This is a genomic window from Luteibacter sp. NPDC031894 (assembly GCF_050273135.1).
In the GTDB taxonomy this organism is placed as follows: domain Bacteria; phylum Pseudomonadota; class Gammaproteobacteria; order Xanthomonadales; family Rhodanobacteraceae; genus Luteibacter.
In genome coordinates, this window is the sequence record NZ_JBNNMV010000005.1 from 54704 (window position 1) to 69339 (window position 14636).

The 14636-nt window shown below is 66.7% G+C and carries 10 protein-coding genes; 3 read left to right on the forward strand and 7 right to left on the reverse strand.

Annotation, left to right across the window (positions count from 1 at the left end):
• Window positions 1-35 precede the first annotated feature (35 nt).
• Together fusA and ACQKIE_RS13930 are read right to left on the reverse strand one after the other, a co-directional pair.
• Window positions 36-2105, reverse strand: a complete 2070-nt coding sequence (gene fusA, locus ACQKIE_RS13925; protein ID WP_427460070.1) for an elongation factor G — start codon at window positions 2103-2105, stop codon at window positions 36-38.
• Between the two features lie 243 nt (window positions 2106-2348).
• Window positions 2349-4736, reverse strand: a complete 2388-nt coding sequence (locus tag ACQKIE_RS13930; RefSeq protein ID WP_427460072.1) for a membrane-bound PQQ-dependent dehydrogenase, glucose/quinate/shikimate family — start codon at window positions 4734-4736, stop codon at window positions 2349-2351.
• Window positions 4737-4836: 100 nt separating this feature from the next.
• Between ACQKIE_RS13930 and ACQKIE_RS13935 the strand changes: the two genes are divergently transcribed.
• The 3 genes from ACQKIE_RS13935 (at window position 4837) to ACQKIE_RS13945 (ending at window position 7817) form a co-directional block, all read left to right on the forward strand.
• Window positions 4837-5814 (forward strand): aldo/keto reductase, encoded by a 978-nt coding sequence (locus tag ACQKIE_RS13935; RefSeq protein WP_427460074.1) that lies wholly within the window; start codon window positions 4837-4839, stop codon window positions 5812-5814.
• A 149-nt stretch (window positions 5815-5963) separates the two neighbouring features.
• The gene (gene metK, locus ACQKIE_RS13940) at window positions 5964-7181 is read left to right on the forward strand and encodes a methionine adenosyltransferase (RefSeq protein ID WP_427460076.1); all 1218 of its coding nucleotides are present in this window, start codon (window positions 5964-5966) and stop codon (window positions 7179-7181) included.
• A gap of 123 nt (window positions 7182-7304) precedes the next feature.
• A complete protein-coding gene (locus ACQKIE_RS13945; protein WP_427460078.1) occupies window positions 7305-7817 on the forward strand; it encodes a DUF4142 domain-containing protein in 513 nt (170 codons plus the stop codon).
• Window positions 7818-7848: 31 nt separating this feature from the next.
• On the opposite strand, the gene ACQKIE_RS13950 is transcribed toward ACQKIE_RS13945, so the two are convergent.
• From ACQKIE_RS13950 to xylA, 5 genes are read right to left on the reverse strand one after another with little or no spacing between them, the layout of a single operon-like run.
• Window positions 7849-8994 carry a sugar ABC transporter permease gene (locus ACQKIE_RS13950; protein WP_427460080.1) on the reverse strand — a complete coding sequence of 382 codons (1146 nt, stop codon included), beginning with the start codon at window positions 8992-8994 and terminating at the stop codon, window positions 7849-7851.
• Window positions 8995-9034: 40 nt separating this feature from the next.
• Window positions 9035-10582, reverse strand: coding sequence for a xylose ABC transporter ATP-binding protein (locus tag ACQKIE_RS13955; protein WP_427460082.1), 1548 nt, complete (start codon window positions 10580-10582; stop codon window positions 9035-9037).
• Between the two features lie 10 nt (window positions 10583-10592).
• Window positions 10593-11606 carry a D-xylose ABC transporter substrate-binding protein gene (gene xylF, locus ACQKIE_RS13960; RefSeq protein ID WP_427460084.1) on the reverse strand — a complete coding sequence of 338 codons (1014 nt, stop codon included), beginning with the start codon at window positions 11604-11606 and terminating at the stop codon, window positions 10593-10595.
• Window positions 11607-11622: 16 nt separating this feature from the next.
• On the reverse strand, window positions 11623-13143 hold the full coding sequence (gene xylB, locus ACQKIE_RS13965; protein WP_427460086.1) for a xylulokinase: 1521 nt from the start codon (window positions 13141-13143) through the stop codon (window positions 11623-11625).
• A 12-nt stretch (window positions 13144-13155) separates the two neighbouring features.
• A complete protein-coding gene (gene xylA / locus ACQKIE_RS13970) occupies window positions 13156-14472 on the reverse strand; it encodes a xylose isomerase (RefSeq protein WP_427460088.1) in 1317 nt (438 codons plus the stop codon).
• Window positions 14473-14636: the final 164 nt, after the last annotated feature.

Consider the following 14636-nt stretch of genomic DNA (forward strand, 5'->3'; position numbering starts at 1 on the left):
AACGTGCCGACACACCGCCGGATAGCGCCTTCACCTCATGCCGAACGGCGCGACGGCTCCTGCACCACCGGACGATAGGCATGGAAGGCCACCGTCGCCGAAGCGCGGCCCTGGCTCAGGGAACGCAAGGCCGTGCTGTAGCCGTCCAGTTGGGCCAGGGGAACGTCGGCGTCGATCTCCGTCCGCTCCTGCCGGTCGACGAGGTTCACGATCTGCCCGCCACGCCGCTGGAGGTCGCCAAGCACGTCGCCGACCGCCGTACCCGGCGCACTGACCGACACGCGCATCACCGGCTCGAGCAGCACCGTGCCCGTCGCCTCGAGCGCGGCCTTCACGGCCATCTGCGCCGCGCGATGGAAAGCCGCTTCGTTCGAGTCGACGGCATGCGCCTGCCCGTCCAGCACGACCACCGAGGCACCGACCACCGGATAACCACGCGGCCCTTCCAGCAGCGCCGAGTGCGCGCCCTTCTCCACGGCCCCTTGGAAGGCCTTGGGGATCACGCCCCCGGTGGTGCGGTCCTCGAACGTGTTGCCATCGCCACCGGTCGGGGTGACCGACAGCACGACGCGCGCGAACTGTCCGCTGCCGCCGGTTTGCTTGGCGAGCTTCCCTTCCACCGCGCCGGACGGCGACGCCGGGGTTTCCTGGTAGGCCACGCGCGGGGAACCCGTACGCACCTGCACACCCCATTCGCGGCGCAGGCGTTCCACCATCACCTCGAGGTGCAGTTCGCCCATGCCCCAGACCAGGGTCTCGCCGGTGTCCGGATCGGTGCCGACGCGGAAGGACGGATCCTCCTGCGCGAGGCGCGCCAGGCCGTTGCCGAGCTTGAGCAGGTCAGCCGAGCGCTCGGGCGACAGCCGCCAGGACAACACGGCGGGCTGCGCCTGGATCGTCTCCAGCCGGACGTGACGGTGGGCGTCGGCAAGGGTCTCGCCCGTCGCGACGTCCTTCCAGCCGGCGATGGCGACGATGTCGCCCGCCTCCGCCGATTCCACCGCCTCGGTGTCTTCCGCGCGGACGACGGCGAGGCGGCCGACGCGCTGCACACGGTCGGTGCCGCTGCGCCACACGGCGTCGCCGACATTCAAGCGGCCGGCGTACAGGCGCACGAAGGCCAGGGGGCCATGCGCCTGGTTCACCACCTTGAAGACGAGCGCGGCCAGCGGTGCCTCCGCGTCGGGTGCCAGCATCGTGTCGCCGTCCTCCGTGTGCGCAACGACGGCCGGTCGATCGAGCGGCGACGGCAGGTACGCCACGAAGGCGTCGAGCAACGGCTCGATGCCGACGTTGCGGAACGCCGAACCGGGCAGCACCGGCGAACCGAGGCCCGCGAGCGTGCCGCGGCGCAGCGCCGCCGTGAGCGTCGCCGCGTCGATGGGCTGGTCATTGAGCCACAGGTCCGCCAGCGCCTCGTCGCGATCCGCGACGGCGGCCACGAGTTCGGCCCGTGCGCCGGCATACGTCGCCCGCTCGGTCTCGTCCCATGCATGCGACTCGGGCGTGCCGGCGTCGTCATAGCGCCAAGTGCGCCCGGCGACGAGGTCGACGAGACCGGTCATGTGTTCGCCCTCGATGACAGGTCGCGCGACCACCCACGGGTTCGCACCGAGCTTCTCGCGCATCTGCGCGACCACGGCGTCGAAATCGGCGCCCGGTCGGTCCATCTTGTTGACGAACGCCATGAGCGGCACGCCGTGGCGGCGCGCCTGGTGCCAAACCGTTTCCGATTGCGGCTGCACGCCCGCGACGCCGGAGAAGACCGTCACGGCGCCATCGAGCACGCGCAGCGAACGCTCGACCTCGATCGCGAAGTCGATGTGGCCCGGCGTGTCGATGAGGGTCAGGCGGTGCGCCTGGCCGCCTTCCGGCGTCCAGTTCGCACGCACGGCGGCGGCGCCGATCGTGATGCCACGCTCGCGCTCGAGTTCCATGTGGTCCGTCGTCGTCGCGCCATCGTGCACCTCACCGGTGCGATGGATCGTGCCGGTCTTGTAGAGGAGGCGCTCGGTGAGCGTGGTCTTGCCGGCATCGACATGGGCGATGATGCCGAGGTTGCGCCAACGGTCGACGGGGATGCGGGAGGCTCGGTCGGTACTCATGGTTGTCACTCCTGAAGGCAAAAAAAAAGCACCCTTGCGGGTGCTTGAGGTTCCAGTAGACGGGCGGATCGCCTTAAGGCGAACCACCTCCACGCACGGCGCGCGCGCACCCGCGACGCGCCCGTGGGGCCATCGTTGGGAGGTGCGTCAAATCGTGCTTGCAGCGGAACATGCGTGGGGTCTCGTGGGTGTTGGGAGGCATCTGTAGGCGGCGGTGCCGCCTTTCAAGAGGCATGTCGACGGTCACGGCAATGCGTAAGCCATCACGTAATCGCCGGACCGCGTGCCGAGACCGCTGTGACCGCCCGCGGCGATGACCACGTACTGCTTGCCGTTCACCGCGTAAGACATTGGATTGGCTTGCCCGCCGGCCGGCAGCCGGGCCTTCCACAGTTCCTTGCCCGTGCGCTCGTCGATCGCGCGCAGGTAATCGTCCGCGGTCGCCCCGATGAAGACGAGTCCGCCACGCGTGGTCATGTTGCCGCCGATATTGAAGATGCCTGTCGGCAGCGGCGCATTGAAGTGGGTGCCGAAAGGCCCGGTATCGCGGGTGGTGCCCAGTGGCCGCTCCCAGACCAGCTTGTGCGTCACCAGGTCGATGGCCGCGAGCGTGCCCCACGGCGGCGCGTTGCAGGGCACGTCGATCGGATTCAGCCACGGGTGCACCTTGCCCACGTACGGCGTGCCGTACTGCGGGGCGAGGCCGCCGCCGACCGGCGGCTCATTGCCGGACCCGTCCCACGGTTTCACCAGCCCCTTGGCCTCGGCCTGCTCGCGCGGCGCGAGGCTGATGATGAACGGGATGTAGTTGGCGTTCGCGATAAGCAGCTTGTTGTACGGATCGATGGAGGCGCCATGCCAGTCGATCACGCCGTCGAAGGCCGGATACACGATGGTGTCCTTCAGCTGCGGTGGCGTGAACTGCCCCTTGTAAACGGCCCTGCGGAACTCGATGCGGCACATCAACTGGTCGAACGGCGTCGCGCCCCACATGGATTGCTCGGTCAGGTCCTTCGGCGCCAGCGAGGGCATGCCCACCGAGTACGGCTGCGTGGGCGAGGTGAAGTCGCCAGGGACGGCGCCTTGGGGCACCGGCTTTTCGCGCACTTCCGTCAGCGGTTTTCCCGTGCGCCGATCGAGCACGAAGAGTTCGCCGCGCTTCGTCGTCTGCACGAGCGCGGGGACGCTGCCGCCCTGCCCGTCCGGCAGGTCGACGAGCGACGGTCCGGTCGGCACGTCCATGTCCCAGACGTCGTGATGCGTGTTCTGGAAGACCCATTTCGGTGCGCCGGTCTCGATATCGAGCGCCACGGTGGAGCTCGACACCTTCTCGTCGATCGCACGGCGGTGTCCGCCGAAGTAATCGGGCGTGGCATTGCCCATGGGCAGGTAGACCATGCCCAGGTCGGGATCGGCGGTATACACGCCCCACGCGTTCGGTGTGCCGCGTGTCAGCTGTTCGCCCGGTCCCGGCGTCCAGTTCTCGGGGTCGTGCCCCACATCCCACGCCCAGACGAGTTTTCCCGACATCGGATCGAAGGCGCGCACGGCGCCCGAGGGTTCGCCCTCCGCCTGGTTGTCATAGACCCAGCCGCCGAGCATCACGCGGTCCTTGATCACGAGCGGCGGTGACGTGACGAAGTGGAACCCCGCCGGCACGTGGCCGAGGTACTGCGTGAGCGACACGAAGCCGTGCTCGCCGAAGTCCTCGCAGGGTTTGCCGGTGTCGGCGTTCAACGCCATGAGCCGCGCGTCCAGCACGGGCGCGATGATGCGGCGCGGACAGTCCGTCCGGGTTCCCTGCGGCGCTTCGTAATAGGCGACGCCGCGACAGGCGAGGTAGACGTCCGGCTCCGTGTTCGCCTTGGGATCGAACGTCCATTTCTTCTGGCCCGTGGCGGCATCGAAGGCCACCACCCAGCTATGGCCCGTGCACACGTAAAGCGTGTCGCCCACCTTGATGGGGGTGTTCTCGAAGTTGAACTCGTGGCCGGCGTCGGTGCCGCCCTTGTCTTCGCCGGGACGCATGGTGTCGCCGGTGCGCGCGCTCCATGCCAGCTTGAGGTCTTTCACGTTGCGGGTGTCGATCTGGTCCAGCGGGGAGAAGCGGTCGCCGCGGGGCGTGCGCCCGTAGAACAGCCAGTCGTCGTCCGGCACCGATGCATCGTGGCCGCCGGCGTCGTTGCGCACGACCATGTCGCCGCGCGTGCCGACGGGCTGCATGAACCCCGCGACGCCCACGCCGATGCCGAGCAAGGCCGCCACCAGCAGCGCGACGACGCCACCCCGCGCAGGCGGCAGGCGCCGCGTGACCCAGGGCATCGCCAGGTAGATGGCGAGCAGCACGGGCAGCAGAAGCCGCGGTTCGAGCTGCCACCCGATGAAGCCCACTTCGGCCACGGCCCACGCGACGGTGCCGAGCAGCACGATCGCGTAGAGCCACAGCGCGGCGGATGAGCCGCGGGCGAGGAGGACACCCGTGACCAAGACAGCGACCCCGGCCACGAGGTAGTAGAAACTGCCGCCGAGGATCGCAAGCCAGGCGCCCCCGAAAGCGAGGGCCAGCCCGAGTATGGCGATGACAATGCCGGTGATGCGTGGCGGCCGCAGGAATGCGCGGGTGGACGACATGGTGCTACTCCGCAGGTGCGAGACCATTGAAGATAGCCCTGGCAGGTATATGTAACGTCTACGCCATTCCGCCAAGCGTGCACTTCCAACGGAGTTCCCCATGCGCTACGTGAAATTGGGCCGCACCGGCCTCGACATCTCCCCCCTCGTCCTAGGTTGCATGACGTACGGCGTGCCCGGCCGTGGCAACCACGCCTGGACGCTCGACGAGGAGCAAAGCCGGCCCTTCATCCGCAAGGCGCTGGATCTCGGCATCAACTTCTTCGACACGGCCAACGCCTATTCCGACGGCACGTCGGAAGAAATCGTGGGCCGGGCCCTGAAAGATTTTACGAGGCGCGACGAGGTCGTGCTGGCGACGAAGACCTTCTACCGCTGGCGCGACGCACCGAACACCGGTGGCCTCTCACGCAAGGCCATCTTCCATTCCGTGGACGACAGCCTGCGGCGCCTCGGCACCGACTACATCGACCTGCTGCAGATCCACCGCTTCGATACGACGACGCCCGTCGAGGAAACGATGGAGGCGCTGCATGACGTGGTGAAGGCGGGCAAGGCGCGCTACATCGGTGCATCGTCGATGTACGCCTGGCAGTTCGCGAAGATGGTGTACACCTCGCGCCTGCACGGCTGGACCGAATTCGTGAGCATGCAGGACCACTACAACCTGCTCCAGCGCGAGGAAGAGCGCGAGATGATCCCGTTCTGCATCGACCAGGGCATCGCCGTCCTTCCGTGGAGCCCGCTCGCGCGAGGCCGTCTCACACGAGACTGGGAAGAACGCAGCGCGCGGCAGGACAACGACCTGTTCGGCGGCACGCTGTACAACGCGACCGAGGAATCGGACCGGGCGATCGTGGCCGCGGTGAAGAAGGTCGCGGAGGGTCGCGGTGTGCCGCGGGCGCAGGTGGCCCTGTCGTGGGTGGCGCACCGCCAGGGCGTCACGGCGCCGATCGTCGGGGCCTCGAAGCCCCAGCACCTCGACGACGCGGTGGCCGCGATCGACCTCGTGTTGAGCGAGGCGGAGACGGCCGAGCTCGAGGCGGCCTACGGCCCGCATCCCATCGCGGGCTTCTGACCGCGGGTCCCGCGAGGGCCCAGGCCCCTGAACCACCATGCAATCGTCACCCCTGGCGGGTACCCTTTCCGCTGCAAAACGGACCGGGGGCGTGTATTATGGCGCGCCCCATTTATCTCTTTATCCGTAAAGAAGGATATATCGCCCCGATGAGCAACTACCTCTTCACCTCCGAGTCGGTCTCCGAAGGCCATCCGGACAAAATCGCCGACCAGATCTCGGACGCCGTTCTGGACGCCATCCTGGCCCAGGACCCGCGCGCTCGCGTGGCCTGCGAGACGCTGGTGAAGACCGGCGTCGCCATCGTCGCGGGCGAGATCACCACCAGCGCGTGGATCGACCTCGAGGCCCTGACGCGCAAGGTCATCCTGGACATCGGCTACGACTCGTCCGAGGTCGGCTTCGACGGCGAGACCTGCGGCGTGCTGAACCTCATCGGCAAGCAGTCTCCGGACATCAACCAGGGCGTGGACCGCAAGAAGCCGGAAGAACAGGGCGCGGGCGACCAGGGCCTCATGTTCGGCTATGCCACGAACGAGACCAGCGAGTACATGCCGGCGGCGATCCACTACGCCCATCGCCTCGTCGAGCAGCAGACCAAGGTCCGCAAGAAGAAGAACTCGCCGCTGCCGTGGCTGCGCCCCGACGCGAAGAGCCAGGTCACCCTGCGCTACGAGAACGGCGAGGCCGTGGCCATCGACGCCGTCGTGCTCTCCACCCAGCACGATCCGGACGTGAAGCAGAAGGACCTCGTCGAAGGCGTGCGCGAGCTGATCCTCAAGCCCGTGCTGCCGGCCAAGCTCCTGCACAAGGGCACCAAGTTCCACATCAATCCGACCGGCAAGTTCGTCATCGGCGGCCCGGTGGGCGACTGCGGCCTGACCGGCCGCAAGATCATCGTCGACACGTACGGCGGCTGGGCCCGTCACGGCGGTGGTGCGTTCTCGGGCAAGGATCCGTCGAAGGTCGACCGCTCGGCAGCCTATGCCGCGCGCTACGTCGCCAAGAACATCGTCGCGGCCGGCCTGGCCGACCGTTGCGAGATCCAGGTCAGCTACGCCATCGGCGTGGCCGAGCCCACCTCGATCTCGGTGACGACCTTCGGCACCGGCAAGATCTCCGACGAGAAGATCGAGAAGCTGATCCGCAAGCATTTCGACCTGCGCCCGTACGGCATCATCAAGATGCTCGACCTGGTCCACCCGATGTACCAGCCGACCGCCTCCAACGGTCACTTCGGCCGCAAGCCCTACGAGATCACCGACAAGAACGGCAACACGTTCACGGCGTTCTCCTGGGAGAAGACCGACAAGGCCGAGATCCTGCGCGATGCCGCGGGCCTTGGTGCGAAGATCGGCCGCAAGTAAGCCGGGCACCATCGCGAATCGAACGGGCACCTTCGGGTGCCCGTTTTTTTTGAATCGCATGCTGTCACGAGCACTTCATCGTCGTGGTGCGACACCTAGGGCTTCCACACTGGAGACCGCGCCATGACCCGCCGCCCTGCCCTCGCCTTCGCCTTCCTCGCCGCCACGCTGGGCCTCGCCGCGCAGGCCCAGGAAAAGGACAGCCAGGGAGGCACCGCCACCGATTCGGGGTTTTTCAAGAACGCGGGCGCGTCAGGACTCGCCGAGGTCAAGGCCGGTCAGTTGGCGATGGAACAAGCATCGTCGGCGAAGGTGAAGAAATTCGCGCAGCAGATGGTCCAGGACCACACGCGCGTGAATGAAGAACTCGAGACGCTGAAATCCGGCGACAAAGGCTACGCCCTCGTGCGCTCGGCGAAGCCCGACGACGAGAAGATCATCGACGCGCTGTCGCGCATGAAGGGTGCCGAGTTCGACAAGGCCTACGCGAAGATGATGGTCGCCAACCATGAAGAAGCGGTGGCGATCTTCGAAACGGAGATCGAGAAGGGGTCCAGCCCCGCGTTGAAGGCCTTCGCGAAGAAGACCCTGCCGACGTTGAAGCATCATCTGGAGATGGCAAGGAAACTGCCCTAGGCGCCGGCTCCCACGGAGCCGCTTCCTGTCCTCACGCGTTGCGGTTCGAGCCCGATAGCACATCCACCCAAACGGCCAGGACCAGGATCACGCCCTTGATGATCATCTGCCAGGAGTTGTCCACGTCCATCAGCTGCATGCCGCTGTCCAGGCTGGCCATGACCAGGGCGCCGATGAGCGCGCCGTAGACGGTGCCGGAACCGCCGCGCATGGAGGTGCCGCCGATGAAGCAGGCCGAGATGGCGTCGAGCTCGCCGCCCGTGCCCGCCGACGGCGATCCCGAGCCGGTGCGTGCCACGGTGATGATGCCCGCGAACGCGCACATCAGGCCCATCAGGGCAAACACCACGAGTTTCACCCGCGCCACGTTCACGCCCGAAAGGCGCGTGGCTTCCATGTTGCCGCCCACGGCGTAGATGTGCCGGCCGAACACGGTCTGCGTCGACACATACGTGAAGGCAGCCAACAGTCCGAGCAGGATCATCACCGGGATCGGGATGCCGTTGGCGTCGTTGAGCATGCGGATGAAGCCCGCGATGAACGCGCCGATCGCCGCCAGTCGCGCGATATCGATCCACAATGCGCCCTGCTGCAAACCGAGCTTCGAACGGCGCACGCGACGGCGCACGGTGAGGCCGACCATCACCAGGAAGATGACGGCGCCGATCCAGCGCGACAGCGCCACGGGAACGAAACCCTGGCCGAGCGCGATGAGGTCGTCGGGTGCGGGAGCGATCGTCGAGCTGCCGGTGACGTAGAGCACGATGCCGCGGAACGCGAGCATGCCGCCCAGGCCGACGATGAACGACGGCACGCGCATCTTCGTGACGATGAAGCCGTTGAAGGCGCCGAGCAGGAGGCCGAGGACGAGCACGGCGCCGATGGCGGGCCAGGTGCCCCAGCCTTCGTTCACGGTGAGGATCGCGACGACGCCACCCAGGAGGCCGAGCAACGATCCAATGGAAAGGTCGATCTCGCCGGCGATGATGACGAACACCATCCCGCACGCGAGCATGCCGGTGATCGCCATCTGCCGGAACAGGTTCGACAGGTTGCCCGGCGTGATGAAGGCCGCGTCGGTCTTCACATGGAAGAACACCCAGATGATCGCGACCGCGATGAGCAGCGCGAGGATCTTGTAGCGGACGAACAGTTGCTGGACTTTCTGGGCCTGCATAGGTGCCTTTCCTGATGGCGCGATAACGGATGGAACGGGGTCAGGCCGCGTGCGCGGGCCCTTCGGCGGCATGCGAGATGGCGGCGGCGAGCACCTGCTCCTGGGTGAGGCCGAGGCTGGGGAAGTCGCCACGCAGCTTGCCCTCGCCGACGACGAGCACGCGGTCGCTCACGCCGAGTACCTCGGGCATCTCCGAGGAAACCATGATGATCGCCACGCCCCTCGCGGCCAGTTCGAACATCAGCTTGTAGATGTCGTACTTGGAACCGACGTCCACGCCGCGGGTCGGCTCATCGAGGATGAGCACCTTCGGGTCGGGCAGCAGCATCTTCGTCAGGACGGCTTTCTGCTGGTTGCCGCCGGACAGTCCGACGATGGGCAGCTCGGGACTCGCCGTCTTGACGCGCAGGCGCCGGATTTCGGCTTCCACTGTCTGCAGCTCCGCCTGCCGGTCGATCTGTCCCGCGTGCGAGTAATGCCACAGCGTCGCGAGCGTGATGTTGTCGCCGACGCCAAGCAGCGGCACGATGCCCTGGCGCTTGCGGTCCTCGGGGACGAGCGACAACCCGGCCTTGATCGCCTGCTCGGGCGAGCGCACCTTGATCGGCCTGCCCTCGAGCAGCAGCTCGGCCTGGTAGCGCCCGGGGTATGCGCCGAAGATGACCGAGACGAGCTCGGTGCGGCCCGCGCCGACAAGACCGGCGATCCCGAGGATCTCGCCGCGGCGCACCTGGAAGGAGATGTCGTCCACCCGCTTGCGATTGGGATTGGCGACGTCCCAACAGGTGACGTGCCGCGCCTCGAACACCACCTCGCCGATGGCATGCTCCACCTTCGGGAAGAGGTTCTCGATGTCGCGGCCGACCATGGCGGTGATGATCGCGTGCGTCGTCATCTCGGCCATGGGCTTCGTGAGGATGTGCTTGCCGTCGCGGATGACGGTGACCGTGTCGCAGACGCGCGCCACCTCGTCGAGCTTGTGCGAAATGTAGACGCAGGCCACGCCATCGCGCTTCAGGTCCTCGATGATCGACAGCAACGTGTCCGTTTCCGACGAGGTAAGCGACGAGGACGGTTCGTCGAGGATGAGCAGGCGCGCGTTCTTCGCCAGCGCCTTCGCAATCTCGAACAACTGCTGGTAGCCGCCACCGTAGTTCATCACCGGGGCGGCCACGTTGACGTCCTTCAGCTTCAGGCGGGCAAGCAGCGCTTCCGCCTTCGCATACATCGCGTCGTAGTCCATCAGACCGCCGAAGCGGCGGATCTCGTTGCCGAGGAAGATGTTCTCCGCGACCGACAACTGCGGTACGAGCATCAGTTCCTGATGGATGATGACGATGCCGGCGTCTTCGCTGTCGCGCACCGAGGCCGCCTTCAGCGGCTTGCCGTCGAACAGGATCTCGCCCTCCCAGGTGCCGTACGGGTACACGCCCGACAGCACCTTCATGAGGGTGGATTTCCCCGCGCCGTTCTCACCGCAGAGGCCGACGCACTCGCCTGGCCGCACGGCCAGGTCGATGCCATTGAGCGCCCGCACGCCGGAAAACTCCTTGACGATGCGGCGCATCTCGAACAGGTAATCGCTCATGGCCGTGGAATCAGGGGCCGACCTGCGCCTGCGTGTAGAAGCCGTCCTTCACCACGAGGTCGACGTTTTTCTTGGTCAGCACCGTCGGCTGCAGAAGGATGGTGTCCACGTCCTTCTTCCCGTTGTTCATCTTCGAGGTGAACGACGGCGTGCCGCCCTTGGCCATCGTCACGGCGAGGTTGGCGGCGTCGGTGGCGATCGTCTTGATCGGCTTGTACACCGTCATTGTCTGCGTGCCGGCCTTGATGCGCTTGATGGCGGCGAGGTCGGCGTCCTGCCCCGACACCGCGACCTTGCCGGCCAGCTTCTGGCCGTTCAGCGCAGCGACGGCGCCGCCGGCGGTGCCGTCGTTGGAGGCCACGATGCCCTGGATGTTGTTCTTGTTCGCGGTGAGCGCGTTCTCGATGATCGACTGCGCGTTCGACGCCAGCCACTCGTTCGTCCATTGCTGGCCGACGATCTTGACGTCGCCCTTGTCGACCAGCGGCTTCAGGACCTTCATCTGGCCCTCGCGCAGGATCTTCGCGTTGTTGTCGGTCGGCGCGCCGCCGAGCAGGAAGTAGTTGCCCTTGGGCGCGGCATCCACGACGCCCTGCGCCTGCATCTGCCCGACCTTGTCGTTGTCGAAGGAGATGTACGCGTCCACGTCGGCGTTGAGGATCAGGCGATCGTACGAGATCACCTTGATGCCGGCGCGCTTGGCTTCCGCGACGACCGTGGTCAACGTCTTCGCGTTGAACGGCACGATGACGATGACGTCGACCTTGCGCGAGATCAGGTTCTCGATCTGCTGGATCTGCTTTTGCTCGTTGGCATCCGCGGACTGCACCGAGACAGTGGCCCCCTTGGCTTCGGCGGCGGCCTTGAAGTAGTCGCGGTCGCGCGTCCAGCGCTCGACGCGAAGGTCGTCGATGGAGAAGCCGATCACCGGTTTCTCCTTGCTCGCATGCGCCTGCGGTATCGCGAAGACGCCGGCGGCCAGCATGGCGACGGTAAGAACGGTGTGCAGGGGCTTCTGTTTCATGTGCTTCTCCATACGGTCATGGCACGGCCCTCAAGGACGGGCCGAGAGCGTCGCCGGCGACGGCGTCGGCATACAGGGGCTTCAGTTGTTCGTACGAGCGGCGGAACAGAGGGTGGCGCGTTTGCAGGAAATAAGCATGACGCGCCGCATCGGGCTCGAAGGCGGCCGTGACCGGCGGCATCGGGCAGACCTCCGCCAGCGTCGCGCCCGGATCGGCGGCGAGGCGCCCCAGACGGGCCGCGCCCAGCGCCGGGCCCACGTCGCCGCCGCTGCGCAGCACGAGCCGCTTCCCGAGGATGTCGGCGAGCATCTGCGTCCAGTAGGCGCTGCGCGAGCCGCCGCCGATGACGGTGATTTCGTCGGCGACGAGCCCCGTGGATTCCACGGCGAGCAAGCCGTCCAGGAGACCCAGGCCCACGCCTTCCAGCGTCGCGTTGGCGAGGTCGGCGCGATCGGTGTCGGGCCCCAACTGCGTGAAGGAGCCACGGGCGTGGGGGTCGTTATGCGGCGTGCGCTCGCCCGTGAGATAGGGGAGGAAAAGAGGGCCGTGCGTCTCCAGCCCCCGGGACTCCGCTTCCGTGAGCAGCGCGGGGACGTCCGCCTGCCCGGTAAGCCTTGCGGTGAAATCCAGGCAGCTGGCGGCATTGAGCATCACCGACATCAGGTGCCACGTGTCCGGCACGGCGTGGCAGAACGCATGCACGGCCTGCTCGGGACTCGCGCGAAAACCGTCGGAGACGGCGAAATAGACGCCCGACGTACCGAGGGAGAGCATGGCCTGCCCGCCGCGCACGATGCCCACGCCAACCGCGCCCGCCGCGTTGTCGCCGCCTCCGGCCGCCACGGGCACGGTGTCCATGCCCCAGCGCTCGGCAAGCTCACGACGCAGGCGTCCGGCAGGCTGCGTGCCTTCGCAGACGAGGGGCATGTGCGAACGGTCGAGACCGGTGGCCGCCAGCATGGCGTCGCTCCACTCGCGCTTTTGCACATCCAGCCACAAGGTGCCCGCGGCATCCGAGGCATCGGTCATGTACTCGCCCGTCAGCCGCAGCCGCAGGTAATCCTTCGGTAGCAGTACTTTCGCGACGCGAGCGAAAACCTCCGGCTCGTGCCGTCGCACCCAGGCGAGCTTCGGTGCCGTGAAACCGGGCATGGCGAGGTTGCCCGTGATGGCCCGGAAGCCGGGGACGCGTTCCAGTTCGGCGCATTCGACATCCGAGCGGCCGTCGTTCCAGAGGATGGCGGGACGGAGGACGGTGTCAGATGCGTCGAGCAGCGTGGCGCCGTGCATCTGCCCCGAAAGACCCGTCGCCACGATGCGGCGAGGGTCCACGTCCTTGAGGACTTTCGCCACGGCCGACTCCGTCGCGGCCCACCAGTGCGCCGGGTCCTGCTCCGACCAGCGAGGCCTTGGGTGGGACACGGTGAGCCCGCTCGACGCACTGGCGCGCACCGTGCCGGCCTCGTCCATGACGACCGCCTTCACCGAAGATGTGCCCAGGTCGATGCCCAGGTACAGGCGCGCCGATGCATCCATGTCGTATCTCATTCACCCGTAGATATAGCGGTTGACGATGTTCTCGAGCAACTCCTGGCTGCCGGAAACGTGATCGGGATGGATATCCTGCGCGAGCGCTTCGTCGGAAAGCGAGGCGAGAGTGAAGCCGCCTTGCAGGATCTTGCTTCCGAAACCGCCATCCCACCCTGCATAACGCTTCGCCTTGAAGTCGGCCAGAGCATCCCGTTCGATCATCTTGGCGGCGCGCTCGAGGCTGAGCGCCAGCGCGTCGATCGCGCCGATATGGCCATGGAAGAGATCTTCCGGCGCGCTGCTCTGCCGGCGCACCTTGGTGTCGAAGTTGAATCCGCCGGTCGTGAAGCCGCCCGCTTTCAGGATCTCGTAGGTGACCAGGGTCAGCTCTTCCACGCTGTTCGGAAACTGGTCGGTGTCCCACCCGTTCTGGGGATCGCCGCGGTTGGCGTCGATCGAACCGAACAGTCCCAGCGAGATCGAGGTCGCCACCTCGTGGTGGAAGGAATGCCCGGCGAGCGTGGCGTGGTTGGCCTCGAGGTTCGTCTTCACCTCGTTCTCCAGGCCGAATTCCTTGAGGAAGCCATAGACGGTGGCAGCGTCGTAGTCGTACTGGTGCTTGGTGGGTTCCTGCGGCTTCGGCTCGATGAGTAGGGTGCCCTTGAACCCGATGGCGTGCTTGTGCTCGACCACCATCTGGAAGAAGCGGCCCAGCTGGTCGCGCTCGCGCTTGAGGTCGGTGTTGAGCAGGGTGTCGTAGCCTTCCCTGCCACCCCAGAGCACGTAGTTGGCACCGCCGAGGCGATGCGTCGCCTCCATGGCGTGGCGCACCTGCGTCGCCGCATAGGCGAACACCTCCGGCTGCGGATTGGTCGCCGCGCCGGCGGCGTAACGCGGATGGCTGAACAGGTTGGCTGTACCCCATAGCAGTCGCATGCCGGTGTCCGCCTGCTTCTGCTCGAGGACGTCCACCATCGTCGCGAAATTCTTCTGGTAATCCGCGAGACCGGCACCCTCCGGCGCCACGTCGGTGTCGTGGAAGGTGTAGAACGGCGTGCCAAGCCGCGAGAAGAAGTCGAAGGCCGCGTCCGTTTTCTCGCGCGCACGGACCATCGGGTCCCCCGGCTGCTGCCAAGGCCGTCCGAACGTGCCGGCACCGAACACATCGGAGCCCGGCCAGACGAACGTATGCCAGTAGCAGGTCGCCAGGCGCAGATGGTCGGCCATGCGCTTGCCCAGGACGACCTTGTCGGGGTCGTAGTGACGGAACGCGAGCGGGTTGTCGCTGCCGGGACCTTCGTGACGGATTTTGGGAATATCGGAAAAGTACGACATAGGGCTTTCCTCAACGACGGTGGCGGCGGAATCCAATGATCGTGACCAGCCGGACCGGTTCCGCGCAATTGCGATTTCCAGCGGGCGCCGGGTCTTTTTCGATGCCGCGCTGCGTCATTGACGTCGTGGCGATCCCTGCTAGCTTGAAGCGGCCCGTCGTCCCC

Excerpts from the sequence above, each read along its gene's own strand:
- xylB (WP_427460086.1), bottom strand. The coding sequence starts at position 13,143 with ATGGATGCATCGGCGCGCCTGTACCTGGGCATCGACCTGGGCACATCT.
- ACQKIE_RS13930 (WP_427460072.1), bottom strand. The coding sequence starts at position 4,736 with ATGTCGTCCACCCGCGCATTCCTGCGGCCGCCACGCATCACCGGCATT.
- ACQKIE_RS13935 (WP_427460074.1), top strand. The coding sequence starts at position 4,837 with ATGCGCTACGTGAAATTGGGCCGCACCGGCCTCGACATCTCCCCCCTC.
- ACQKIE_RS13945 (WP_427460078.1), top strand. The coding sequence starts at position 7,305 with ATGACCCGCCGCCCTGCCCTCGCCTTCGCCTTCCTCGCCGCCACGCTG.
- xylA (WP_427460088.1), bottom strand. The coding sequence starts at position 14,472 with ATGTCGTACTTTTCCGATATTCCCAAAATCCGTCACGAAGGTCCCGGC.
- fusA (WP_427460070.1), bottom strand. The coding sequence starts at position 2,105 with ATGAGTACCGACCGAGCCTCCCGCATCCCCGTCGACCGTTGGCGCAAC.
- ACQKIE_RS13955 (WP_427460082.1), bottom strand. The coding sequence starts at position 10,582 with ATGAGCGATTACCTGTTCGAGATGCGCCGCATCGTCAAGGAGTTTTCC.
- ACQKIE_RS13950 (WP_427460080.1), bottom strand. The coding sequence starts at position 8,994 with ATGCAGGCCCAGAAAGTCCAGCAACTGTTCGTCCGCTACAAGATCCTC.
- metK (WP_427460076.1), top strand. The coding sequence starts at position 5,964 with ATGAGCAACTACCTCTTCACCTCCGAGTCGGTCTCCGAAGGCCATCCG.
- xylF (WP_427460084.1), bottom strand. The coding sequence starts at position 11,606 with ATGAAACAGAAGCCCCTGCACACCGTTCTTACCGTCGCCATGCTGGCC.